Source organism: Arthrobacter sp. FB24, from assembly GCF_000196235.1.
Classification (GTDB): Bacteria; Actinomycetota; Actinomycetes; order Actinomycetales; family Micrococcaceae; genus Arthrobacter.
In genome coordinates, this window is the sequence record NC_008538.1 from 35,112 (window position 1) to 57,810 (window position 22,699).

At 63.5% G+C, this 22,699-nt stretch carries 23 protein-coding genes; 15 read left to right on the forward strand and 8 right to left on the reverse strand.

Annotated features, from left to right (window positions below; all coding sequences use genetic code 11):
• Positions 1 to 57 precede the first annotated feature (57 nt).
• From lpdA to resB, 4 genes are all read right to left on the reverse strand, one after another.
• Positions 58 to 1,425 carry a dihydrolipoyl dehydrogenase gene (gene lpdA / locus ARTH_RS22110; protein WP_011689645.1) on the reverse strand — a complete coding sequence of 456 codons (1,368 nt, stop codon included), beginning with the start codon at positions 1,423 to 1,425 and terminating at the stop codon, positions 58 to 60.
• 261 nt (positions 1,426 to 1,686) lie between these two features.
• Positions 1,687 to 2,568 (reverse strand): prolipoprotein diacylglyceryl transferase, encoded by an 882-nt coding sequence (gene lgt, locus ARTH_RS22115; protein ID WP_011689646.1) that lies wholly within the window; start codon positions 2,566 to 2,568, stop codon positions 1,687 to 1,689.
• Between the two features lie 116 nt (positions 2,569 to 2,684).
• Complete coding sequence (ccsB, locus tag ARTH_RS22120; RefSeq protein ID WP_011689647.1) at positions 2,685 to 3,785, reverse strand: c-type cytochrome biogenesis protein CcsB; 1,101 nt, start codon at positions 3,783 to 3,785, stop codon at positions 2,685 to 2,687.
• A complete protein-coding gene (gene resB / locus ARTH_RS22125) occupies positions 3,785 to 5,437 on the reverse strand; it encodes a cytochrome c biogenesis protein ResB (protein WP_011689648.1) in 1,653 nt (550 codons plus the stop codon). The genes ccsB and resB overlap by 1 nt, the downstream gene beginning before the upstream one ends.
• Before the next feature lie 224 nt (positions 5,438 to 5,661).
• Here resB and ARTH_RS22130 point away from each other — a divergent pair, with 224 nt between their 5' ends.
• The 9 genes from ARTH_RS22130 to ARTH_RS24575 all read left to right on the forward strand — a co-directional run bounded on the left by ARTH_RS22130 (position 5,662) and on the right by ARTH_RS24575 (position 13,787).
• Positions 5,662 to 6,273 carry a TlpA family protein disulfide reductase gene (locus ARTH_RS22130; RefSeq protein ID WP_011689649.1) on the forward strand — a complete coding sequence of 204 codons (612 nt, stop codon included), beginning with the start codon at positions 5,662 to 5,664 and terminating at the stop codon, positions 6,271 to 6,273.
• Between the two features lie 288 nt (positions 6,274 to 6,561).
• The gene (locus ARTH_RS22135; RefSeq protein ID WP_011689650.1) at positions 6,562 to 7,608 is read left to right on the forward strand and encodes a cytochrome P450; all 1,047 of its coding nucleotides are present in this window, start codon (positions 6,562 to 6,564) and stop codon (positions 7,606 to 7,608) included.
• A 118-nt stretch (positions 7,609 to 7,726) separates the two neighbouring features.
• Positions 7,727 to 8,101: an ArsR/SmtB family transcription factor gene (locus ARTH_RS22140; protein ID WP_011689651.1), complete on the forward strand. Its 375-nt coding sequence runs from the start codon at positions 7,727 to 7,729 to the stop codon at positions 8,099 to 8,101.
• Complete coding sequence (locus ARTH_RS22145) at positions 8,098 to 10,050, forward strand: heavy metal translocating P-type ATPase (RefSeq protein WP_011689652.1); 1,953 nt, start codon at positions 8,098 to 8,100, stop codon at positions 10,048 to 10,050. The genes ARTH_RS22140 and ARTH_RS22145 overlap by 4 nt, the downstream gene beginning before the upstream one ends.
• Positions 10,047 to 10,556: a signal peptidase II gene (gene lspA / locus ARTH_RS22150; protein WP_011689653.1), complete on the forward strand. Its 510-nt coding sequence runs from the start codon at positions 10,047 to 10,049 to the stop codon at positions 10,554 to 10,556. The genes ARTH_RS22145 and lspA overlap by 4 nt, the downstream gene beginning before the upstream one ends.
• Complete coding sequence (locus ARTH_RS22155; RefSeq protein WP_011689654.1) at positions 10,553 to 11,302, forward strand: cytochrome c biogenesis CcdA family protein; 750 nt, start codon at positions 10,553 to 10,555, stop codon at positions 11,300 to 11,302. Before lspA ends, ARTH_RS22155 begins: the two co-directional genes overlap by 4 nt.
• 55 nt (positions 11,303 to 11,357) lie before the next feature.
• Positions 11,358 to 11,957: a cadmium resistance transporter gene (locus ARTH_RS22160; protein ID WP_011689655.1), complete on the forward strand. Its 600-nt coding sequence runs from the start codon at positions 11,358 to 11,360 to the stop codon at positions 11,955 to 11,957.
• A gap of 48 nt (positions 11,958 to 12,005) precedes the next feature.
• Positions 12,006 to 13,370 (forward strand): coenzyme F390 synthetase, encoded by a 1,365-nt coding sequence (locus tag ARTH_RS22165; RefSeq protein WP_011689656.1) that lies wholly within the window; start codon positions 12,006 to 12,008, stop codon positions 13,368 to 13,370.
• Between the two features lie 141 nt (positions 13,371 to 13,511).
• On the forward strand, positions 13,512 to 13,787 hold the full coding sequence (locus ARTH_RS24575; protein ID WP_011689815.1) for a hypothetical protein: 276 nt from the start codon (positions 13,512 to 13,514) through the stop codon (positions 13,785 to 13,787).
• Positions 13,788 to 13,806: 19 nt separating this feature from the next.
• Here ARTH_RS24575 and ARTH_RS22175 read toward each other — a convergent pair whose 3' ends face one another.
• Entirely contained in the window at positions 13,807 to 14,736 is a 930-nt protein-coding gene (locus tag ARTH_RS22175; RefSeq protein WP_011689733.1) for an IS481 family transposase, read from the reverse strand.
• Positions 14,737 to 15,476: 740 nt separating this feature from the next.
• On the opposite strand from ARTH_RS22175, the gene ARTH_RS22180 reads away from it, so the two are divergent.
• Together ARTH_RS22180 and ARTH_RS22185 are read left to right on the forward strand one after the other, a co-directional pair.
• Positions 15,477 to 16,109: an AAA family ATPase gene (locus ARTH_RS22180; protein ID WP_011689734.1), complete on the forward strand. Its 633-nt coding sequence runs from the start codon at positions 15,477 to 15,479 to the stop codon at positions 16,107 to 16,109.
• Positions 16,109 to 16,429, forward strand: coding sequence for a hypothetical protein (locus ARTH_RS22185; RefSeq protein ID WP_011689735.1), 321 nt, complete (start codon positions 16,109 to 16,111; stop codon positions 16,427 to 16,429). The genes ARTH_RS22180 and ARTH_RS22185 overlap by 1 nt, the downstream gene beginning before the upstream one ends.
• A 361-nt stretch (positions 16,430 to 16,790) precedes the next feature.
• Here ARTH_RS22185 and ARTH_RS22190 read toward each other — a convergent pair whose 3' ends face one another.
• The 3 genes from ARTH_RS22190 to ARTH_RS22200 form a co-directional block, all read right to left on the reverse strand.
• The gene (locus ARTH_RS22190) at positions 16,791 to 17,756 is read right to left on the reverse strand and encodes a hypothetical protein (protein WP_011689736.1); all 966 of its coding nucleotides are present in this window, start codon (positions 17,754 to 17,756) and stop codon (positions 16,791 to 16,793) included.
• Positions 17,757 to 17,858: 102 nt separating this feature from the next.
• Positions 17,859 to 18,884: a hypothetical protein gene (locus ARTH_RS22195; RefSeq protein WP_011689737.1), complete on the reverse strand. Its 1,026-nt coding sequence runs from the start codon at positions 18,882 to 18,884 to the stop codon at positions 17,859 to 17,861.
• 61 nt (positions 18,885 to 18,945) lie between these two features.
• Positions 18,946 to 19,626, reverse strand: a complete 681-nt coding sequence (locus tag ARTH_RS22200; RefSeq protein ID WP_011689738.1) for a hypothetical protein — start codon at positions 19,624 to 19,626, stop codon at positions 18,946 to 18,948.
• Between the two features lie 328 nt (positions 19,627 to 19,954).
• Here ARTH_RS22200 and ARTH_RS22205 point away from each other — a divergent pair, with 328 nt between their 5' ends.
• The 4 genes from ARTH_RS22205 to ARTH_RS22220 all read left to right on the forward strand — a co-directional run bounded on the left by ARTH_RS22205 (position 19,955) and on the right by ARTH_RS22220 (position 22,462).
• Complete coding sequence (locus ARTH_RS22205) at positions 19,955 to 20,560, forward strand: recombinase family protein (protein ID WP_052309837.1); 606 nt, start codon at positions 19,955 to 19,957, stop codon at positions 20,558 to 20,560.
• Between the two features lie 456 nt (positions 20,561 to 21,016).
• Positions 21,017 to 21,454: a hypothetical protein gene (locus ARTH_RS22210; RefSeq protein ID WP_011689740.1), complete on the forward strand. Its 438-nt coding sequence runs from the start codon at positions 21,017 to 21,019 to the stop codon at positions 21,452 to 21,454.
• Positions 21,417 to 21,917, forward strand: a complete 501-nt coding sequence (locus tag ARTH_RS22215; RefSeq protein ID WP_011689741.1) for a hypothetical protein — start codon at positions 21,417 to 21,419, stop codon at positions 21,915 to 21,917. The genes ARTH_RS22210 and ARTH_RS22215 overlap by 38 nt, the downstream gene beginning before the upstream one ends.
• Positions 21,914 to 22,462 (forward strand): hypothetical protein, encoded by a 549-nt coding sequence (locus tag ARTH_RS22220; protein WP_011689742.1) that lies wholly within the window; start codon positions 21,914 to 21,916, stop codon positions 22,460 to 22,462. The genes ARTH_RS22215 and ARTH_RS22220 overlap by 4 nt, the downstream gene beginning before the upstream one ends.
• Positions 22,463 to 22,699: the final 237 nt, after the last annotated feature.

The window sequence follows — 22,699 nt, forward strand, 5'->3', positions numbered from 1 at the left end:
GCCGTCCCGGGCTCCGCTTCAATCAACCACCTTGAACGCCCAGCCAGGAAGCGCCGGTCAGCCGTGGGCGTGCAGGGGCTTGCCGGCCAGGGCGAGGGCCGCTTCGCCGATGGCGTCGTTCTGGGTGGGGTGGGCGTGGAGGAGGCTGGCGACGTCCTCGGGATAGGCTTCCCAGTTGACCATGAGCTGGCCTTCGCCGATGAGCTCGCTGACCCGGGCGCCGAGCATGTGGACGCCGATGATCGGGCCCTCCTTTTGGCGGATGAGTTTGATGAAGCCCGCGGTCTGCAGCATCTGGCTTTTGGCGTTCCCGCCGAGGTTGTACTCGACCGTCTCGATGCCGTCGGCACTGAACTGTTCCTTCGCCTGGGCCTCGGTGAGGCCGACAGAGCCGGCCTGGGGCTCGGAGTAGGTCACGCGCGGGATGCCGGATTCGATGATGGGTGCCGGGCTCAGACCGGCGATTTCTTCGGCGACGAAGATGCCTTGCTGGAAGCCGCGGTGGGCCAGCTGAAGGCCGGGCACGATGTCCCCGATGGCGTAGACGTTGCCGACACCGGTGTGCAGCCGGTCGTTGGTGGGCACGAAGCCGCGTTCCATGGGGATGCCGGCGTCCTCGTAGCCTAGCTTCGCTGTCACGGGGCCGCGGCCCACGGCCACGAGCAGTACTTCGGCCTCCAGGGTTTTGTCGTCCTGGGTGGTGACGGTGACGCCGTCATCGTTCTGGGAGACACCGGCGAACATGGTGTTGGTGAGGAACTTAATGCCGCGTTTCGTGAAGGCCCGCTGGAGGCCTTTGGACAGGGATTCGTCCTCGTTGGCGATGAGGCGCGGAAGGGCTTCGATGATGGTTACTTCGGTACCGAAGGAAGCCCAGACCGAGGCGAATTCCACACCGATCACGCCGCCGCCGAGGATGAGTGCGCTCTTGGGGACGAAATCCATTTCGAGTGCCTGTTCGGAGGTGATCACCCGTCCGCTGATGTCCAGGCCGGGCAGGGATTTCGAATAGGACCCGGTGGCCAGCACAATGTTTTTGCCCCGGTAGCTGGTGCCGTCGACTTCTACCGTGTCTGCGGCGGCCAGCGTACCCCAGCCCTGGATCAGGTCGACGCTGCGGGAAGAAACGAGGCCTTGGAGTCCTTTATAGAGGCGGTCAACGACGCTCGCCTTGAACTTTGTCACCCCGGCCATGTCGACGCGGCCGAAGGCGCTCTCCACGCCAAATGCTTCGCTCTCCCGGATGGTGTCGGCCACTTCTGCTGAATGCAACAGCGCCTTGGTCGGGATGCATCCACGGTGCAGGCAGGTCCCGCCAAGCTTGTCGCCCTCAATCAGGGCCACCGTCATGCCCAGCTGCGCCCCGCGCAGCGCGGCGGCGTAGCCGGCGCTGCCGCCGCCGAGGATTACGAGGTCATAGGTCATGGTTTTCCTCCCGATGGAGCGAATTGAGGGGCGAGTCCGTGATTGAGGGAGCGGCGTTGCCCGCACCTAGGGGGAGCACAGGAGCCCCGAAGGTCGCCGTGGTGGCCAGTGTGCCTTGCCCATGAAGCCCCCGCATCTACACGGCTCCCGGATGTGAGTCCTGTCCCGATATTATGCCTGATACGGATCCTCAGGGGTCTTTCCCAGACGGGTGGTTGTTCCGTTGGCATGATGTGCGGAGCGATTGCGGCCTCCGGGTCTTTAGCGGGCCGGGTCCGGCAGCGTGCCGTTCGTTTCCACCTTTGACCGGGTACGGGATCTGAGCTGTTGGAAGAAGGCCAGCCCGGCGATGAAGACAACTCCGGCGACCCAGGTGTTGACGCGCGCACCCAGAATCGTGTTCGCTTCATCGGAGCGCATCAGTTCGAAGGCAAACCGGCCGGCCGTGTAGAAAACAATGTAGAGGGAGAAGACCGCTCCGGCTCCGAGCGTATATTTGCGGTCCAGGAATATCAGCAGTGCCGCCGCGGCCAGGCACCAGAGGGACTCGTAGAGGAAGGTCGGCTGGAAGTACCCGATGACCTCAGGGGTCCCTTCTGGAGTGGTCACTGCCTGTCCTGTGGTTGGGTCCATGGTGTGGATTTGCAGTTTCCATGGCAGGTCCGTGGGTGCGCCGTAGATTTCGTTGTTGAACCAGTTTCCCCACCTGCCCAGGGCCTGCGCCAGGAGCAGTCCGGGAGCGGCGGCGTCAGCGAACGCGGCGAAGGGGACTCCGGCGCGGCGGGCACCGATAGCTGCCCCGACCAGCCCGAGGGCAACCGCACCCCAGATGCCAAGGCCGCCTTCCCAGATCCGCAGGGCACCCCAGGGGTCCTTACCGGGCCCGAAGTAGAGCTGGTTGTCGGTGATCACATGGTAGAGCCGGCCGCCGACGATGCCGAAGGGGACGGCCCACATCACAATGTCCAGTGCCTGTGACGAGGTCCCGCCCCTGGCCTTGAGACGGCGGACGGTCAGCCAGGTGCCGACAGCGATGCCCGCGAGGATGCAGAGCGCGTAGAAGCGGATCGTCAGGGGGCCGAGCGCGACGGCGCTCAGCGTTGGTGAAGGCAGGAAGATCTCCTGCGTGGAGAACGATTGCATGGTTCGAGCTCACTGAAAGTAGGTGTCAGGAAGCGGCCACAGGACGGCGGCCGCCGAAAGCAGCATGCCCTGGTCCCGCCGCGGCAGGTTGGTACGCCCGGGCAGCTGTGAGGACGTCACAGGCCGGAGTAGGAGTGCAGGCCGTTGAAGAACTGGTTCACGATGGTGAAGTTGAACACCACGCACAGGTAGCCGACGATGGACAGCCAGGCGGCGCGGGTGCCGGTCCAGCCGCGCGTGGCGCGGGCATGGAGGTAGCCGGCGTAGACCACCCAGATGACGAAGGTCCAGACTTCCTTGGTGTCCCAGCCCCAGAAGCGGCCCCAGGCCTTTTCGGCCCAGATGGCCCCGAACATCAGGGTGAAGGTCCAGCCGATGAACCCGAGCGCGTTGATGCGGTAGGAGAGGTTCTCCAGGCTGAGCGCCGAGGGAACCAGACGCATGAACCCGAGCCTGTCCGCGCCTCCGGCAGCTACGGTTTTCTGGCGGTGGGACTGGACCAGCTGCAGGGCGGACATCGCGAAGGTCAGGGTGAACAGTGCCGAGGACAGTACGGCGATGGAGACATGGATGATCAGCCAGTAGCTCTGCAGCGCCGGAACGAGGTGCCCCACGGGCGTCCAGTAGGCGATCGAGGCGGCCACCTGCATGATGATGGCCAGACCGATCACGAAGGTGCCCAGGAAGCGCAGGTCGCGCCGGGTCAGCGCGAGCAGGAATACCGCCACGGCCACGAAGGCGCCGGTGGTAAGGAACTCGTACATGTTGCCCCATGGCACCCGGCCCGCGCCGAACGCACGGGTGACCACACCGGCGCCGTGGATCAGGGCGCCGAGTATCGTGAGGGCCACCGCCACCCGGGCCGGGACGCGCCGCCCGGGGGCGTAGCGCATGCCGGGTTCGGCAGTTTGGCCTGCGCCGGCCGCATCCGTTCCCGCTCGGCGGGCGGTTGAGCTCGGGCGTTCGGCTATGCCGGCCGGGCCGCCGACGTGGGAGGCCAGACGGTCACCGGAAGCGGCGGCGCTGATTCCGGCGCTGACCGGAACGCCGGCACGTGCAGGGGCCGCCTCTGCGGCTTTGAGGTCCACCGCGCGCAGGACCTTGCTGCTGCGGGCCAGGTCCCAGGCGAAGGCGATGAACGCCACGGTGTAGGTGCCTGCGGCCAGGAGCATGAACAGCTCGCTGTATTGGCCCATGGTTTCGTTGATGTCCGGCATTAGTGCTCCTTCGGTGAGCGGGCAGGGACGTTGGCGGCGTCGGTCGCGTGGGGCTCGGCGAGGTTCCAGCGGGCCATGAGCCGGGCGCGGATGGCCGCGGCCTCGGGTGCGAGCCGGTGGTCTTCGCCGCGGGCCAGCAGCCCGTATTCGATCATGGTGCGGCCGTCCTCGTGGGAGCCGGCGCGGAGCCAGACGCGGCGGCGGTTCACGTACAGGGACACGATCAGCCCGGCGACGGCAATCAGGGAGAAGATCAGGACCCCGTCCTGGCCCGGGACTGTGCGGATGTCCACCCCGATGTAGCGTTTGAGCCCGTCAAAGCTGATCGAGCCTTTGCCCTCCGGGAGGGTGTAGCTCTGCCCGGCGTCCAGGACAATCCCGCCGGCCGGCAGATCCCGGCCGTTGAGCTGGGTCAAGGTCTTTACGTCCAGGTTGTAGACGTTCTGGGGTTTGCCTGTATCGAGCCCGAGATCACCGTAGTAGGAGTTCAGGTTCAGTTGCGGGTTCAGCGGGTCCGGGTCGAAGCTGTAGGACACACCATCCTGGTTCTTGATGGCCGAGGGCAGGAAGAACCCGACGAAACCCAGCTGGGAGGGCGAGGCGTCCGGGACCTTGAGGACAATGGTGGAGGTGTACACGGCGTCGTTGGGGACGGATACGACAGGGCCGCTGAACGCGGTGTTCCCGTCCCCGTCTTTGACGGTGACGATGGGTGCGTAACCGTTGCCGACGAGGAAGATGCCGGTTCCGCCGAAGTAGACCGGTTCGTTGACTTTCAGGACCTGCTGCTGCGGGGCCGCGTCCGGGCTGTTCCGGGTCGTCAGGGAGGCTTTGAAATCGATGGGCTGGCCGAACTGCCGGGTGGATTCGCGGTCGAAACGGACGTCGAACTTGTCCAGGGTGACGGCGAAGGGATCCAGCCAGGAGGTCTGGAAGTTGGTGCCGGGGGTGAAGTTGTCGTAGCCGACGAGGGTGTTGACGAACGTGTCGCCTTCGATGATGATTTTTTGGCCCCGGTAGCCGAACAACCCGCCGACCGCGACGCTGACCAGCACGCCGATCAGGGCGGTGTGGAAGAGGAGGTTGCCGACTTCCCGCAGCAGCCCCCGTTCGGCTCCGAGGGAGGGCATCGCGCCGTCGGCGTCGCGGATGTCGACGCGGTAGCCGCGTTTCTTCAGTACTGCGGCTGCGTCCCGGACGGCGTCGCCCGGGCCGACAGCGGCGTCTGCCGGCAGCACGAGCGTGCCGTATTCGGGCAGACGCGACAGCCGCCGGGGGGTCCGCGGCGGGGCTGAACGCAGGGCCTTCCAGTGTGCCCGGGCCCGGGGTATCACGCAGCCGATCAGGGAGATGAACAACAGGATGTAAATCGCGGAGAACCACGCCGAGGAATAGACATCGAAGAGCTGAAGGGAGTCAAGGATTTTCCCGTACTCCGGACGGTCCTTGATGTACTGGGTCACCACGGCAGGGTTAGCCGGGCGCTGCGGGAACAACGAGCCCGGCACCGCGACCACGGCCAGCAAAAGCAGCAGAAAAAGTGCCGTCCGCATGCTCGTCAGCTGGGTCCACGCCCAGCGCAGCGTCCCGGCGGGGCCCAGCGGCGGGAGGACCGGCGCTGCCTTAGCATCCGGGGCGTCAGGTAGGGACATCGCTGCCTTCCAGTCGGGGTGTCAAGGGCGGGTGAGGTCTGCAACCCCGCAGTTCTACCTTACGTAGAATTAGTACAAGTGGGTGGCCGGCGCTTCGCCACGCCCCTTCCTGATAATATCGTCTGAAGACGATTGAACCGATTCCGGTTGAAACCTGAGCCTGGGCGTGGCGTGAAAACGGCACGTCCAGGACCACCATCCACGTCATAGGAGGAAGCCATTTGATGAACACTCCATCCGGCGGCGGCAGCCTGACCCGGCGCAGCATCTTTACGGGCCTGGCGGCTGTGGCCTCCCTTGGCTTGGCCGCCTGCGCCGGACCCGATCCGCTCGTCCAGCAGGCGGCGGCGGGGGATAACAAGAACTACATTGCCGGTGACGGATCGGTGCAGGAATACGCCGAGGGGTCCCGCGGCGCTCCGGTGGCCTTGAACGCGAACCTTTATGACGGCACGCCCGTCAGTTCCGGTGACTGGGCGGGCGCGGTCACAGTGCTCAATTTCTGGTACGCAGCCTGCGCCCCGTGCCGTGTCGAGGCCCCGCACCTGGAATCGCTGTACCAGGAGTTCTCCCCGCAGGGAGTGAAGTTCCTCGGGATTAACGTCCGGGATGAGAAGCCGACGGCGGAAGCCTTTGAGCGGACCTTCGGCGTGACGTATCCGAGCGTGCAGGACAAGGACGGGAAGGTACTGCTCGCCATGAGCCGCTTCGTCCCGCCCCAGGCGGTCCCGACCACCCTCGTCCTGGACAAGGAAGGGCGAGTTGCGGCGAGAATCCTGGGTGGACTGGACAAGAGCACCCTCAAAGCCCTGATCACTTCCGCACTCGAGGCCTAGGAAAAGCCGGGACGCGGGGGTTCCCGGACGCTCCGGCCGCATGCGAACACCCGGAATTCCGGCCATGCCGGAGCGGAACGAGAGAAGGCTGGTCCGTCATGACAGTGCAGTTGCCTGAGGGTTCCTTGGCTCTTCTGCGTGAGGGGTACACGTTCATATCGAGCCGGTGTGACCGGTTCGGCACCGATGCGTTCCGCACCCGGCTGATGCTGCGCCCGGTGATCTGCCTTCGCGGGGCGGAGGCGGCCGAGTTCTTCTACGGCGGTGGCCGGTTCGGCCGCAAGGGCCATGCCCCGCTCTGCCCAGCACCTGCTGCAGGACGCCGGCAGCGTGCAGTCCCTCGAAGGGCCCGCCCACCGGCACCGGAAACAGCTGTTTCGTGACCTGATGACCAAGGAATCGGTGGACCGTCTCGGCCAGGCTTTCGACACCGAATGGCGCTCCGCGGCGGAGCGGTGGCGTGGCGCGGGCGCGGTGGTACTCCATGACGAGCTGCGCCGGATCCTCACCGCAGCCGCCTGCGAATGGGCCGGAGTGCCGGCAGACCAGGCTACAGTGGGCCGCCGCGCCCGGGAACTGAGCCTGATGATCGAAAAGGCCGGCGCGGTCGGGCCGGCGAACTGGTATGCGCGGTGGCGCCGCCGCGGAACCGAAAAATGGGCCGCCGACTGCCTCGACACCATCCGCCGGTCCGGCCCGGACGCGGCCAGGGACACGCCGGCCGCGTCGATCGCCTTTCACACCGACGAACACGGCAACGCACTCCCGGTTGACACCGCGGCGGTGGAACTTCTCAACCTGCTCCGGCCCATCGAGGCCGTCAGCCGCTTCATGGTCTTCGCAGCCGTCGCCCTGCAGCAGCACCCCGAATGGAAAGACATCCTGAACGCAGGCCAGGACGCAGACCTGGACTGCTTCGCACAGGAAGTCCGCCGGTATTACCCGTTCTTCCCCTTCGTCGGCGGCACGGCCCGCCAACCACTGCAATGGAAGGGCCAGACATTCAAAGAGGGTCAATGGGTGCTGCTGGATCTGTACGGCACGAACCACGACGGCCGGATCTGGAAGGATCCGGAGAGCTTCGACCCTGCCCGGTTCCGCGCCTGGCGGCCGGACCCCCACACCCTGGTTCCCCAGGGCGCCGGCGACCCTGCCGCGGGGCATCGCTGCCCCGGTGAGGACATCACCGTTGACCTGATGCGGCGGGCCGTCCGGGCACTGGCCGCGGAGACCGGCATGAGCGTACCCGCCCAGGACCTGAGCATCGACCTTACCCGGATGCCCGCGCTGCCTCGAAGCGGTTTCATCCTCTCAGGACGCCCCGGACCGCACTGACACGGCTCCGCACATACCCCTGCCGCGGCGCCATAAGCGCGCTGGCCCCGGACCTGCACGCGGAACGCCATGAAGGTTGCGGCTGGCACATATCACCGACTTTGGATATCATCGGTGTATGACGATTGATACGAGAAGTGGCACCCGGCTGGAACCGGCCGCCGCGTTGTTCCATTCCCTGGCCGACCCCGCCCGGCTTGCCATCGTAAAGCGTATCGCCCGGGGCGAGGCCCGTGTCGGTGACCTGACCCAGGTACTGGGTCTGGCGCAGTCCACTGTCTCCGCGCACGTGGCCTGCCTGCGGGACTGCGGCCTGGTCACGGGCCGGACGGAAGGCCGGAAGGTGTTCTATTCCCTGACCCGTCCGGAACTGATCGATGTCCTGGCCCAGGCCGAGATCCTTTTGGCCGCCACCGGCAACGCAGTGAGCCTGTGCCCGACCTACGGCGACGCATCCCGCGACGCCGAAACCACCAAAGAGGAGCAACTGTGAGCGACGCGTGCGGATGCGGCGATGATAAGCCGGAAACAGAAGAAGGCCAGGAAGAAGCCGAGGGCTTCTGGCAGGTGACCGAGGTCCGCGCGGCCGCGGTCTCCGGAGTCCTGCTGCTGGTGGCGTGGATTGCTTCGCTGCTCGACGCATCCGAGTGGGTCACCCTGCCGCTGGAGGCCGCGGCGCTGCTGGTCGCAGCGTGGACGTTCGTTCCCTCCACCCTGCGCCGGCTGGTCAAGGGCAAGATCGGTGTCGGCACGCTGATGACGATCGCGGCCGTGGGCGCCGTCATCCTGGGCCAGATCGAGGAAGCGGCGATGCTGGCCTTCCTCTATGCCATCTCCGAGGGCCTGGAAGAATACTCGGTGGCACGCACCCGGCGCGGGCTGCGGGCGCTGCTGGACCTGGTCCCGTCCGAGGCCAGGGTGCTGCGCAACGGAACCGAAGTTACCGTCTCCCCGTCCGAGCTGGTGCTGGGTGAGACCATGGTCGTTCGCCCGGGCGAGCGTCTTGCCACCGACGGACGCGTCCTGACCGGGCGCACCTCCCTGGACACCTCAGCCCTGACCGGCGAATCAGTCCCTGTCGAGGCCGGACCCGGCAGCGAAGTCTACGCGGGGTCGATCAACGGCACCGGTCCGCTCGAGGTCCAGGTCACCAGCACCGCGGAGAACAACTCCCTGGCCCGGATCGTGCACATAGTTGAGGCCGAGCAGTCCCGCAAGGGCCCCGGCCAGCGCCTGGCCGACTCCATCGCCAAAAAGCTTGTCCCCGGGATCCTGATCGCCGCCGCGCTCATTGCCGTCTTCGGTTTCATCGTGGGCGAACCGGTCCTGTGGATCGAACGCGCCCTCGTTGTCCTGGTGGCAGCCTCGCCGTGTGCCCTTGCCATCTCCGTGCCCGTGACCGTGGTCGCCGCCGTCGGCGCGGCCAGCCGGATGGGCGTCCTGATCAAGGGCGGCGGCGCGCTGGAAACCCTGGGCAAAATCCGCACCATCGCCCTGGACAAGACGGGGACCCTGACCCGGAACAAACCCGCCGTGATCGAGGTCGCGGCCACCGCCTCCTCCACCCGGGAACGGGTGCTGGCCGTCGCCGCCGGCCTGGAAGAACGCAGCGAACACCCGCTCGCCCGGGCCATCCTCGCCGCCACCACGGACCGGGTCACCGTCACCGACCTGAACACGGTTCCCGGTGCGGGGCTCGAAGGGACCATTGACGGGCACAGTGCCCGGCTCGGCAGGCCCGGATGGATCGCCCCCGGGGAGCTGAAGGAAGCCGTCCGGCGGATGCAGGCCGGCGGCGCGACAGCGGTCCTGGTCGAGGAGCAATCTGTCCTCATCGGTGCCGTCGCCGTACGGGACGAACTCCGCCCCGAAGCCAGGGCCGTCATTGAACGCCTGAACCGCGCCGGCTACACCACCGCCATGCTCACCGGGGATAACCGGCTCACCGCAGAGGCCCTGGGCAAGGCAGCGGGCATCACCGAAGTCCACGCCGACCTGCGCCCCGAAGACAAGGCGGACATCATCCGCACCCTGAAGGAGCGGCAGCCGACCGCCATGGTCGGGGACGGCGTGAACGACGCCCCGGCCCTGGCGACCGCCGACACCGGCATCGCGATGGGCGCGATGGGCACCGACGTGGCCATCGAAACCGCCGACATCGCCCTGATGGGCGAGGACCTGCACCACCTGCCCCAGGTACTGGAGCACGCCCGCCGTACCCGCCGGATCATGTTCCAGAACGTGGGCCTGTCCCTGGCCCTGATCGCGGTGCTGATCCCGCTGGCCCTGTTCGGCATCCTGGGGCTGGCAGCCGTGGTCCTGATTCATGAATTGGCCGAAATCGTTGTCATCGCCAACGGCGTTCGCGCCGGCAAGGTCAGCAAGTACGCCACCATCCCGGTTTCCCGGGACGCCGTCCCCAACCTGGAACCGGCCCGGTGAGCCAAGCGGCACCGGTCCGGGACAGTGCCCCGTCCCGGCCGTGGATACGGCGGGGCGGGCTGCTGCTCGGCGCGCTACTGCTCGCCGGAGCCGACTTGCTGATCAAGGCCCAGGCCGAGGCAGGCCTCTCCCGGGGAGAGGTAATCGAAACCCCGCTGCTGACAATCAAGCTCCTGTACAACACCGGGGTTGCCTTCAGCCTCGGCGCGACCCTGCCCACCGGTTTTGTCGTGGCCGGTACCGGGGTCATCATCGCCGCGCTGCTGTCCTGGCTGACGGTCAGCGCCCCGAAGATGTCCAGGACCTCCTTTGCGGGTGGAATCCTTGTTGCCGGCGGCGCCGTCGGGAACTTCATCGACCGGCTTGACGGGCGCGGGGTCGTGGATTATCTGCACAGCGGATGGTTCCCGACGTTCAACCTCGCCGACGTCTTCGTCACGCTCGGCGTCGCCGTCCTGGTGCTGGGCATGTTGCGGCCCGGTAAGGACCCGGAGAACGGGACGTGAGTCTGGGCGGGTTCTTCGCCGAGGGTGTGCAGTCAGGAGCCCTGCTCCTGGCGGTGCCACTGGCGGTCATCGCCGGTCTCGTCTCGTTCATCTCGCCCTGTGTCCTACCCCTGCTCCCGGGCTATCTGGGCTACGTCTCCGGTCTGGCCGGAACGGATGAGAAGGCCGCACGCCGGCGGACCACCGCCGGCGTCGGGCTGTTCATCCTCGGTTTCGCCGCGGTTTTCACCCTGTATGGTGCGGCATTCGGGACCATCGGGCTCTGGCTGGTGAGCTGGAGCGATGTGATCACCCGTGTCCTGGGTGTGGTCGTCATCGTCATGGGTGTGGCCCTGTCCGGGAAGATCCCGTTCCTGCAGAGCACGGCGAAACTGTCCTGGAAACCGAACACCGGCCTGGCCGGGGCCCCGTTGCTGGGCATCGGATTCGGGCTCGGCTGGACCCCCTGCATCGGCCCGACCCTCAGTGCCGTCCTGGCGCTGAGCACCACCACCGGCTCGGCCTGGCGCGGGGCGCTGCTCGGTTTCGCCTACTGCATCGGCCTGGGCATCCCCTTCCTCCTCGTCGCCCGGGGCTTTGGCTGGGTCACCGGCACCCTGGGCTTCGTCCGCCGGAACATCAGGACCTTCAATCTCGCAGGAGCCGCGACCCTGATCCTGGTCGGGATCCTGATGGTCTCCGGTGTCTGGACCACCTGGATCCTGAGCCTGCAGAACCTGATCGGAACCTTCACTACTCCCATCTGACCCACCCTGCGGGTATGCAACCCGCGGCCGGACACACTGAGAGGTACACGGGCCCATGCTTGGCATCATCGCAGCCGCGGCAGCCATGTTCGCCGCCACGAATATCGACGACATCGTCGTTTTGACCGTCCTGTTCCTGGCCTCCGCTAAAGGCCGGCCCCGGCCCTGGGAGATCGTCGGCGGGCAATACCTGGGATTCATCACCCTGGTCGGCATCAGCGTCCTGGCCGCCCTTGGGCTGACGCTTGTCCCGGACGAATGGGTCGGCTGGCTCGGCATGGTCCCGCTGGCCATCGGGGTTATCGGCCTGATCCGTTTCCTGCGCAAACGCGGGGAAGAGGACGAAGAAGGTGCCATCAGTGCGATCGGCCTGCTCAGCGTCGCCGGCATCACCATCGCCAACGGCGCGGACAACATCGCCATCTACACCCCGATCTTCCGCACCATGGCGCCTCAGGACACCGTGGTCACCATCGTTGTATTCCTCATCCTGGTCGCCGTCTGGTGCGCGCTGGGACGTGTTGTAGGCACCCACCCGAAAGTCACCGAGACCCTGGAAAAGATCGAACACTGGCTGGTCCCTGCGGTGTTCATCGGGCTGGGCCTGTTCATCCTCATCAGCTCCGGGGTCGTGCCCCGGCTGTTCGGCGCCTGACCGTCATAAATCTTTTGGGACGAACACAGACCAGGGTCAGGAGGAATCATGAGGGAAACACCGTTCCGGTTGTTGCTCGATGCCCGCGCCTGCCGGAAAAAGGGCAGCGCTGCGATCCTGCAGCGCCAACGCGAGCGGCTGGTGGAGATGGTGACATACGCACGGACGTGCTCCCCGTACTACCGCCAGCTCTATCAGGGCCTGCCGGCACGGATCACGGACCCGCGTCTGCTGCCCGTGACGACAAAGGCCGCACTGATGGCACATTTCGATGACTGGGTCACAGACCCTGCGGTGACCCTGGAGGGAACGCAGTCGTTCGTCGCGGACCCGTCGCTGCTCGGTGAGAAGTTCCTCAACCGCTACACGGCCGCTACGACATCCGGGACGACCGGCACCCGCGGACTGTTCCTGCTCGACACCCGAACCCTGGCCGTATCCAAGGCCCTGACGTTCCGCATGCTCAGTTCCTGGCTCACCCCGGCAGACCTCATGGGGATCATCCGCGGGCGCGGGCGGATAGCCATGGTCGTCGCCACCGGCGGCCACTTCGCCTCAGCAGCAGCCGCAGCCGCGCTACGAAAGGGACCAGCCCGGCACAGCGTGCGCGTGTTCCCGGTCCAGACGCCGATACCGGACCTCGTCGCTCAGCTGAACAGCTTCCGCCCGGCCCTCCTCGCCCCCTACGCCTCCACTGGCCGGTTGCTGGCATCCGAGCAGGAAGCAGGACGTCTGACCATCCAGCCCGTTGCTGTTATTCTCTCGGCCGAGGGACTGCCTGCGGGAGAGTACGCCAGGATCAGCGGAGCGTTTGGGGCGAAGGTCCGGCAGGGCTACGCAGCGACTGAATGCCCCTTCCTGAGCTACAGCTGCCAGGAAGGCTGGCTGCACGTCAACAGCGACTGGGCCATCCTGGAACCGGTGGATGCAAACCATGAACCCGTCCCGCCCGGGCAGCCCTCGCACACCGTGCTGCTGAGCAACCTGGCCAACCGCATCCAACCCATCCTGCGCTACGACCTCGGCGACAGCGTCACCGCAAGGACTGACCCCTGCCGGTGCGGGGACCCGACGCCGGCCATCCACGTGCAGGGACGGAACGCCGAGCTGCTGACCCTCCAAGGCAACCGGCTCGCCGTCGCAGTGACACCCCTTACGCTGAGTACCGCCCTCGACAGGGTGCAGGGCCTGAGTAAGGGCCAGATCATCCAGACAGGACCCCAGAGCCTCAGCCTCCGGCTGCAGCCCGCCGCCGGTGCGGATCCTGAGAACGTATGGGAATCCGCCCGGTCCGAAATCACCCGCGCGTTGACCAGTCATGGGCTGGGCAACGTCACCATCACCAGGGACGCCGGGCCACCGCTACTCACTCCAGGCGGCAAGCACCGCACAGTCGTCCCGCTGCCCCCGTAAGAGCCATCCCATCTTGTCGGCGAATACATTGGTGATGCCGACGGCCACTAGAGCATCCAGTCGCCGGGCCCAGGTCCGGCTTGGCCGTTGAGACCCGCGCATATCCAATATCCATCCCCGCACCGTACCGGAATTTGCCCCGTGACGCTCGGAAATGAGTTCGCGTTCAAACTCGGCCAGGAGCCCGAAGACAAGCTTCCCGGAGGCCCTAGTGGTATCGGATGGCGGCGCCCTTCCGATGAGGACCTTCAGACCGATCCCACGCCCGGTCAGGTCATGGACGATGTTGACCAGGTTGGGCTACACCGCGGCACACCGATGGGCTGGGAACAGCTCACCGGCGACTACACGTGGCCCCGCCCCAACCAGATCAAACCCGGCAAATACGGGCCACTACCCCGCCCGGCCATACCCTAGCGTCGGATATTTCACTTTTTCACACGTCACCCCTATGAGTTCTGTGATGATTGTACTGATGTAGCCAACCGGGGTAGGTGGCTGCTCGCTCGGCTTCTGATGTGTAGGGCCGGGCGTAGGCCCATTCCGTGTTGAGGGTCCGGTTGAAGCGTTCTACCTTGCCATTGGTCTGTGGCCGGTAGGGCCGAGTCCTGCGGTGCTTGATGTTCGGGCCCAGGGCGGCTGTGAAGGCTCTGGAGCGGTAGCAAGCGCCGTTATCGGTGAGCACGGCTCTGACAGTGATGCCGTGGGCGGCGAAGAACGATGCGGCGCGGAACCAGAACGCTGTGGCGGTTTCCTTCTTTTCGTCGGTGAGTATTTCGGAGTAGGCCAGGCGGGAATGGTCATCCACGGCGTGGTGCAGGTAGGCGTAGCCGGTCCCGGCCCGGCGGTTCTTACGGCCTGCCGCCCGTCCCAGGGCGCGGTGCCCGCCGCCGTCTGGGATGCGTCCGAGTTTCTTGATGTCCACGTGTACCAGGTCCCCGGGATGGTCGTGTTCGTAGCGTTGGGGTGCCGGCTTGCGGATGGGCAGGCCGGTGCCTTGGTCCAGGCAGGCCAGCCGGGGCATCCGGTACCGGGTCAGGACCTTTCCCACGGTCGAGCGGGCAAGGTGCAGGTGGGCTGCGATCCGGTGAGGACCCCACCGGCGGGTGAAACGCAGCGCCAGAATCCGCCGTTCGGTGCGGACATCAGTGCGGTTCGGGCTTCGACGCGGCCGCGAGGACAAGTCAGCCATGCCGTCCTCGCCACGGGCCCGGTACCGGTCCACCCATTTCTTCGCGGTGGCCGGTGAGCACTGGAACCGTTCCGCGGCCCGGCGTAGAGTCCAGCCCTGCTCGATGACCAGCCGGGCGAGCTTTCCCCTGGCTTTGGGTGTCAGGTCGGCGTTGGCATGAGTAACGTAGGACACGAGAGCCTCCTGGCGTCGAGATGAGTGTGGTAACCCAAATCGATACCGGAGGCTCTCGCTTTTTACATCACGCCACGCTGTTCACAACCTCCGTGGGAATTACAGCTAGCGCACGGATATGGGGTTAGCCCGGGCACTTCAGTTCTGCATCGTTATGGACCATAGTCTGCTTTACATTGACCTGGCTCCCCTGGGTTAGCTTCTTCGTAGTGGCTATCTGTCCCAAACTTCGGGCCGTCACCCACCGCCGGCCGTGGGTGGGGAGTTCGGGCTCGGCCTTGGCAGCCTTGGTGAGCCTGCCCATCAGCCCCCGGGACCATGAGTAGCAGTTTGAAACTGCGAGAACATTTACGGCACACACAGCGCCGCATCCAGGTATTTGATAGTACTTTCATAGTGCTATCAAACAACTACTATATTGCTAGCTCTCGATATCTTGTTGAGGGATTATCTACCTCGCTCTCACATTGCTAGCAAAGTACTAGCGAATTCGTAGCATGTTGATGCTGGCAGACAGTATTCGATAGCGCGGGCCTTGGCAGCCTTGGTGAGCTGCCGATCAGCCCCCGGGACCATGAGTAGCATTTTGATAGCACTTTGAAACTGCGAGAACACTTGCGGTGCACGCACGCCCCTCGTCCCTGCTACATCCCAGTATTTGATAGTACTTCCATAGTGCTATCAAATAAGTAGCGTGTCGCTAGCCTTTTGCTATCAACATCGGCAGTAGTTTGAGAGGCATGATCATTGTTGTTGGAAGCGAAAAGGGCGGCGTAGGCAAGTCCACGGTTGTAACCAATCTCGCCGTCGAGTTAGCGAAGCGGGGGAAGCGCATAGCAGTAGTGGACGGTGACCGGCAGCGGTCCACCGCACGATGGGCGGTAGACCGAGAAGAGGCTGGGCACGAACCTCGCATTTTTGTAGTAGAGAAACTGGGCAGCCTGCACGAGACACTGCGTGAACTCGATACGAGTTATGACGTTGTCCTCGTTGATGTGGCAGGGAAGGACAGTAAGGAGATGCGGACAGCCATGACTGCCGCGCATCAATTGTTGATCCTGACGCAATCGAGCCAGTTCGATCTTGACACACTCGCGACTGTTGACAGGTTGATCGAAACTGCCCGGGACTTCAACCCCTCACTACGTGTCAGGGGGGCACTTACGCGGGTATCCACCAACGCGTTCGAGTCCGAAAGCGGTGACGCCAGGGATTACCTCTCCGACTATCCGAGTATTGAGCCACTCCGAACTGTCCTGTACGAGCGCAAGGCATATCGAGACGTGGTGGGGGAGGGGCTCGGAGTTGTTGAGTGGAAGAACCCCAAAGCGGCGAGGGAAATCCGCGGGTTGGTAGAGGAGCTGATGGGGTAGTGGCAATCAAGAAGCGGTCCGCGTCCGAGAAGGCTAGGGATGAGGCTATCGAGGCTTTCGGCAATGCGGCTGAACCACTACATACTCCGCCGACTGTCAGTGCTGAGAGCACAACTCCAATCAGGCCCAGCGTTACGCCCATATTGAGCGATTCGAGGGATAAGGGAAACGCCAGGACGATGTTGCTTCGTTTTGACGAGGACCGTGAGCTCATGGAGCTGCTTGCGGTCGTGGCGAATCTCGAAGGTCGCAAGAAGCATCCAATGGCATTACGCGCCCTTAGGATTGGCCTCGAACAGGTCCGTTCTAGTTACGAGTAAGTAAATGCTACGGATTTGCTATCAGTTTGATAGCAAATCCGTAGCCCCTGGGGGCTTCGAACGTGGTGTCCGTCAAAGGTCGCGTGCCAGTGACCCAATCACGTGGAGGCTGGGTTGCACGGATTGATCACAGAAGGCCGGCCGTGAAGCCATCAAACTCAGAAGCCTGGGGCGGCTCTCCCGCAGCTACTTGGGCACCGCGCTGGTGTATATCAATATCGACCTTTTTTGACTGCTCCTGCGCAACCAACAGTTCGGCTACGCTGAAGCACAGATTTCTTTGCAGAGGGAAACCAGGAAGGGCCGACACTGACGGTGTCGGCCCTTCTGCATCTTGGTAAGACCTATCGGGATGTTTCCGTTAGGCGTGGGAGCTCTCTTCTTCTTGAACGGTGCGGAGTCTTAGTAGTTCGACGCCCTCTTGGGGAGTGCTGGCCGCGCCTAGCTCATCTTCGACTATGAAGTAGGGGCTAACCCGGCTCTCGCGCCGCCCGAGTTCGACCTTCCAAGCCTTGCCGCTCGGGACAAGCCTCCCCATAACCTGTTGGGTCGATGCCCATTTAACGGTGAGCGATCCGTCGTTGATATTGCGACTAGTGACAAGCTCCCCATATTTGATTTCACCGAGTCCTGCCCGGACTCCTTTCAACGGCTGACCACTGGGGTGGACATGATAGAAATCCCATCGGGGATACCCGTCCGCGTCTCTCCAAAAGACCCTGAAGTCGATGCCCTTAAGGTGCCCGCGGTCGGTTACCTCGCCGCTGAATCGATAAGGATCCGCCGGGTCGTTTCCGGGGATAGTTGGACCATCTTTGTGCTCCATCACTATCTCGTCCATGGGCGCGGTGATGCGAATGTCTTTCATCGGTCCACTACCACTTATGCCCGAGAAGTCCGACAGGAGGAACCAATCGACCCCATTCACAGGGGAGTCAGAGACGTAGGCGATGTTGAACGCTTCGGGTTTGGCGTTTCGCTCCGCTACCTCCGCGAGAGCTTCTTTTTCACCTTGCTCAATGAGTTCATTCCGTTTCCGTTTGCCGGTAACCCGAAGGTCGAGCAACAACATAAAAGGGTTCTTCAAGAGCTTAAATATGCTAAATGCGAACCGTCGTGTTGCCGGTACCCCAAACACGATGGCCAGCAATACGACCACGACGAGCGGGGCAAACTGCTGCCAGAATGCGGGATTTGTAGGTCCGGAGATTGTCCCGGTCCAAATCGCTGTGAAATAGACGATGGCTGCAGCACCTACGACTCCACCTATTGCGCCGGCAATAGAGTTTTCGACGATGCCGTTCTTTTTCTTCTGCTGTTCAGCCACTTAGGAATCCTAGCCTGTGACCACACAAGCAAGTGGCCCCCCGGTGAAGATCACTATCTTCGATAGCCAAAAACGACCGACTCTATACCCCAAGTTCGCTCCTCAGCGCATGCGCTCGGCGAGCTGGTCGAAAAACTCGGCCACCATCCTGTCTGCGTCGTCTTTCATTAGTTCGGCCCCGCCAAACCGGTAGACCTCGTAGCCAGCGAGCCTGAGCCGTCGGTCCTCGGCGACCATATCGCTGTAGAGGGCTGGGCTCGCGGTATCGCCGTTCGCGTAGTGCTGTTTCCCGTCGACTTCGAGGACCACGCGGTGCCTGCTGGAGAACAGGATGAGGAAGTCCATCCGCTGCCGCGCCAACGGGCTGCCGTTTTGGCCGACAGATCGGCGGGACAACTGGGTCGCGGGGTCGAAATGAAGGTAGACCTGGGGGATCAACGCTGGGATGGCGAATCCATAGGCCTTGTAGCGAGCCGCATAAGCGTCGAAGACCCGTAGTTCGACCGGGTTGTCGTCAAGGGAAGCCCGCAGGCGGTTGTGCAGGTCCAGACCGACATCCCGCGGTGGCACATCGTCGGCGAATCCCTGTCGCTCTCGCCACCACTTAATCAGATTGCTATAGGTCAGACCATCAGCAGGGATCGGCTGATCATATACGAGGCAGTACTCGCCGTTGCGGGTGATCTCGATGTCGTTGTTGAGGGCATCGCGCAGCACAAGTTCGGGCTTGGGCCCGTTCGCTGCGAAGATCAAGTTTTTTGCCGGCGTGCCGACGCCTCCGCCGCGGTCGTACTCTGCGAGCAGAGCAGTTAGGTCGGCGAGGAGCCTGTCGGTCACCTCGAGCTCGGTGACCATGCGGCGCGCCAGGGCCACGAGCGTCGGGAGATCCCAGTCTTCGGTGTACCCCCTGATGATGTCGCGCTTGGTGTACTCGCTGTCGGTTGGCTGGCGATCCGTCTTCGACCACGACAGCTTGAGCTCTTCGGAGAATACAGCCTGAAGGTCCTGCCGAGTGTAGGTGTGGATGAACGCTTCTTCGATCGCACTGCGGAACGAGCGCGACGACGCCTTCACCGGCACCCTCGGGGCGTCGGTGACGCTCTCTGCGAAGAAGTTGAATCCGCTCATCCCACCATTGTCCTTGCCACCGTCGACAGTCTGACACCGATAAAGCCTGAGCCAGTATCGGCTATCGCCTTTCGCTGACGTCCTTGTAGTGGTCCGCGGTCCAGTGACCGGCGTAGAGTCCCCGGTCGGTGCGCCGGTGCATGCGCGTATCGATCGAGGGCGAAGCGATGATCGAATCGCGCAGCGGCGTCAGCGCGTCCACCACGATCGTTCCGAGGTGGGCGAGGATCTCGATCTGACCGGTCGAATGCCCGAGGAGCAAGGGGGCCACTTTGCCCAGGACGTGGTCGGGCTCATCCTTGGGCACGCCGAAGTGGACGCCGCCGTCCACGTTGGCGTAGTACTTGACCACCTCGAGGACGGTCAGCGCCCGTCCCTGGACCTGCCCCACCGTCGCCCCGATGAAGTGCTTCAGCTTCGGCAGCGCCGGGTCCTCAGGCCCGCCGACCAGCTCTGGTCCGCCGAGCCGGAGGAGATACGGCAGGTCCGCGTCGTCGCGGCCGACGAGAGGAGCGGTCCACTGCTTGATGCGGAACTCAGTCGGCACCTCTGGGCGAACGGCCCGAACAGTATTGAGGAGAGGTCTCGCATCGATGAGGAGCTTGCGCAGAAGCGGCGCGATCCCGAGCAGCTCGTAGCGGCTCCGCCCGCCCGGATCCTCGCTCCGTCGTCGGACATCGGCGACTGTCTCAACGAAGAGCCATTCGGCCAGCATCGTCTCGGGGCCTATCTTCGGTGCCATGTTGCCATCTTCTGCTGGTCAGACGGATCGCGGTCACGTTCTCTGTTGCTGACCACAGGAACCCAGTGTATGCACGCGCTTGTCATCCATTCCGGACTATCCCTTCGCAGAACTGCCTGATGGGGACGTTCTTAGCTGCGACATTCAAAAACGACCATTTCTGACTAGTCTTTTCGACTTGCCGGAATAGGTGCCGAAGAATGCCGTCTAGGGCCGGTATTTTTGATCACAACCCGTTGCCGATATCAAAGCTGGCCGGACAGGGGGAAAGAGGGTTTTTGACCTATTTTCGGTCAAGAAGGGACCCCGCGACTTGAAAGGCGGCTATGTGAGCCGGAACGTGATTGGTTATGCCCGGGTCAGTACCCGGGGGCAGTCCCTGGATGCCCAGGTCGACGCGCTGGTCGCTGCGGGTGCTATCAAGGTCTTCATGGAGCACGCATCGGGTGCGACGCAGGCGCGGGCGCGGTGGCAGGACTGTTTAGAGCACCTGCAGCCGGGCAACATCCTGGTAGTGACGGACCTGACCAGGCTGGGGCGCAGCACCGCGGATCTGTCCGACATCGTCACGGTCCTGGGGCGCAGGGGGATCGGCTTCCGGTCGCTGGCTGAGCCCTGGTTGGACACGACCAGCGCACACGGGAAGCTGATCTTTGACATGTTCGCGTCTTTGGCCGAGTACGAACGCTCCCGGTTGTCCGAACGCACTAGGGCAGGGCTGGCGGCCGCGAAAGCTCGCGGCCGCCAAGGCGGCCGTCCGACGGCGATGACGCCGGCGAAACTCGAGGCCGCAAAGGACCTGCGCCGTCAGGGAAAGAAGCTCCAGGAGATCGCCGAAACCCTCAGTGTGAGCATGTCCACGCTCACCAGGGCGCTCGGCCCGCGAACGGGCAAGCAGACACAGGAACCGGCCGCCGTTCGGACGGCTGCTTAAGTTATCTCCGTACGCAGCAGCGAGACACCCGTTTTGGAACAACAAACCGTACAGCCAGGTTACGCGGCAGTCCGCGGATCTGGATCGGCGGGGGAGTGTCCCGCCGCGGGCGTCATGGTTCCAAGGAAATGGAACAGCGTCCTTCAAAGAGGACCGGCACGCCTGTTTCACACAGTCCAGTCCCTCATGCACGTGTACGAAGGATGCGCTTGCAGCGCGAACCGTAACGGGGAGTTTCCGAAGCGACTGACCAACAGGATGGGCTGATGTGAAAGGAGTACCAATGCCCATCAGATTCCCTCGAAGTGCGCCACACCTCACAAACCTTGGCGAAGGTTCGCAAGCGGAGCCGAGAAATTCTCTAACGCTTCATTGAACTTGTCCATCGATGGATGCGCTATGCTTACTGTCAGAACCGGTTGAAATTGTGATGGCGAAGGGAAAGAGGTAACAAATATGGCATTCAAAGTTTTCGAGAAGGGCAGCGCTCCCGCTCCAACCATTCCCACCGTTACCATACAGAAGCGCGGAATGTTCTCCCTGAACGAAGCGGCCTTCTCCTTGATCGACGAGCCCGAGGCTGTGCAGTTTCTTTGGGATGATGAAAAGCGACTCATAGCTATCCAAGCCGCAAAGTTGACCGATCCCAACGCGTACCCGACCCGTCGGCAGGGGCCAGCGGGAGCGACGCCGCAGAAGCGGGGCATCGTGTTGATAGCGGGGACGATGTTTACGAAGTTCATCGGCATCGATACATCAGTTGCGAAGCGGTGGGTACCGGATCGTGAGGGCGACATGCTGATCGTGGATCTAAACAAGCCGGCTCAGACGGTTGCATCTAACCGAAGAAGCGCCGATGAGGCGGCTGACAAGATCGAGGAAGAAAGCCGATGAGCAAGGACATGCGCGGCACGTGTTGACTAGGAATTACTTCATTGTCGATGAGACAAAGCAGCGGGGTTATCTGCTTGTGGCCGGCGTTTTGGTTCCATCCGGTCACGCTGATGTACGTAGGGAACTACGCGGACTTATCCAGCCCGGACAGTGTGGCCTGCATATGAAGGACGAGAGGGATTCGCGTAGAAAAGAGATCGTAGACGTGAGTGTGCGTGCGGAAGTTGAGGCCACCGGTTACGATGCGAGACGAAGATTCTCCAACGAGCCGAAAAGCCGAGCGGAAGGCTTTCGTAAACTTGTCAACGATATCGCGGCTCAACCTGGGCAGTCGCTTCTCGTGATTGACAAGCATGAGTCACTTGTTCAACGCGATCGTGAATGCCTGATCGAGTTCTCTCGCAAGCCCGGGCGTAAAGACCAAATGCGCTATGAACACATGAAGTCAGAGTTGGGTGAGTGAATCCCTTGATCCCTCCCGGTGCACACGTCTTCGTTGACGAGTCCAAGTCGAAGGCCTACTACGTAGCCGCGTCGGTGATTGCGCCCGCGGACGTCGCCGGCGCGAGGCGTGCGATCGCCGCATTGCGACGTTCAGGACAACGGAGGGTCCACTTCAAGGGTGAAAGCGACAGTTCCAGGAACGCGTTCCTCAACGGCGCCATCCAAGCGGGGCTGACGACCCGGCTGTACGTCGCCAGGAACATGCCGGATAAGATCGCCAGGCCGTTGTGTTTAGAGAGTCTGCTCGATGATCTGGTGGCGGCAGGCGCCAAGAAGCTTGTGCTGGAGAGCGATGAATCGTTAGAACAGGCGGATCGCCGGTTCATTGCACAGCACTTGAAGTCTCACGGTGGAGGGGAGGGCTTGCATTACATGCACTGCAAACCATATGAGGAACCGCTTCTTTGGGTCAGTGACGCTGTTGCCTGGTGCCATCAGAAAGGCGGAGACTGGACCCGCAAGGCGGCCCCGCTGGTCCAGGAGATTGTCATCTGTGACCGTTAAACAACGCGGGCCCGGCTCGTCATACCATCCGGAAGACTGCCAGACCCACTTCTCAGGGCTACTGCCCCTTGCAATACCGATGCTACCTCAAAAGGAATGTTTGGGAACACTCCTTGTGAGAAAGCTAACTAGATCTCACAACTGGATTCATTAACTGGAAGAGATCCGGCGGGGACTGTCCCAGTTTCAAGGATGTGGGATGGGCGACCTGGTCGGCGGCGTGCCCCATCAGACCGT

Excerpts from the sequence above, each read along its gene's own strand:
- lpdA (WP_011689645.1), bottom strand. The coding sequence starts at position 1,425 with ATGACCTATGACCTCGTAATCCTCGGCGGCGGCAGCGCCGGCTACGCC.
- lgt (WP_011689646.1), bottom strand. The coding sequence starts at position 2,568 with ATGCAATCGTTCTCCACGCAGGAGATCTTCCTGCCTTCACCAACGCTG.
- ccsB (WP_011689647.1), bottom strand. The coding sequence starts at position 3,785 with ATGCCGGACATCAACGAAACCATGGGCCAATACAGCGAGCTGTTCATG.
- resB (WP_011689648.1), bottom strand. The coding sequence starts at position 5,437 with ATGTCCCTACCTGACGCCCCGGATGCTAAGGCAGCGCCGGTCCTCCCG.
- ARTH_RS22130 (WP_011689649.1), top strand. The coding sequence starts at position 5,662 with ATGAACACTCCATCCGGCGGCGGCAGCCTGACCCGGCGCAGCATCTTT.
- ARTH_RS22135 (WP_011689650.1), top strand. The coding sequence starts at position 6,562 with ATGCCCCGCTCTGCCCAGCACCTGCTGCAGGACGCCGGCAGCGTGCAG.
- ARTH_RS22140 (WP_011689651.1), top strand. The coding sequence starts at position 7,727 with ATGACGATTGATACGAGAAGTGGCACCCGGCTGGAACCGGCCGCCGCG.
- ARTH_RS22160 (WP_011689655.1), top strand. The coding sequence starts at position 11,358 with ATGCTTGGCATCATCGCAGCCGCGGCAGCCATGTTCGCCGCCACGAAT.
- ARTH_RS22165 (WP_011689656.1), top strand. The coding sequence starts at position 12,006 with ATGAGGGAAACACCGTTCCGGTTGTTGCTCGATGCCCGCGCCTGCCGG.
- ARTH_RS22180 (WP_011689734.1), top strand. The coding sequence starts at position 15,477 with ATGATCATTGTTGTTGGAAGCGAAAAGGGCGGCGTAGGCAAGTCCACG.
- ARTH_RS22195 (WP_011689737.1), bottom strand. The coding sequence starts at position 18,884 with ATGAGCGGATTCAACTTCTTCGCAGAGAGCGTCACCGACGCCCCGAGG.
- ARTH_RS22200 (WP_011689738.1), bottom strand. The coding sequence starts at position 19,626 with ATGGCACCGAAGATAGGCCCCGAGACGATGCTGGCCGAATGGCTCTTC.
- ARTH_RS22210 (WP_011689740.1), top strand. The coding sequence starts at position 21,017 with ATGGCATTCAAAGTTTTCGAGAAGGGCAGCGCTCCCGCTCCAACCATT.
- ARTH_RS22215 (WP_011689741.1), top strand. The coding sequence starts at position 21,417 with ATGAGGCGGCTGACAAGATCGAGGAAGAAAGCCGATGAGCAAGGACAT.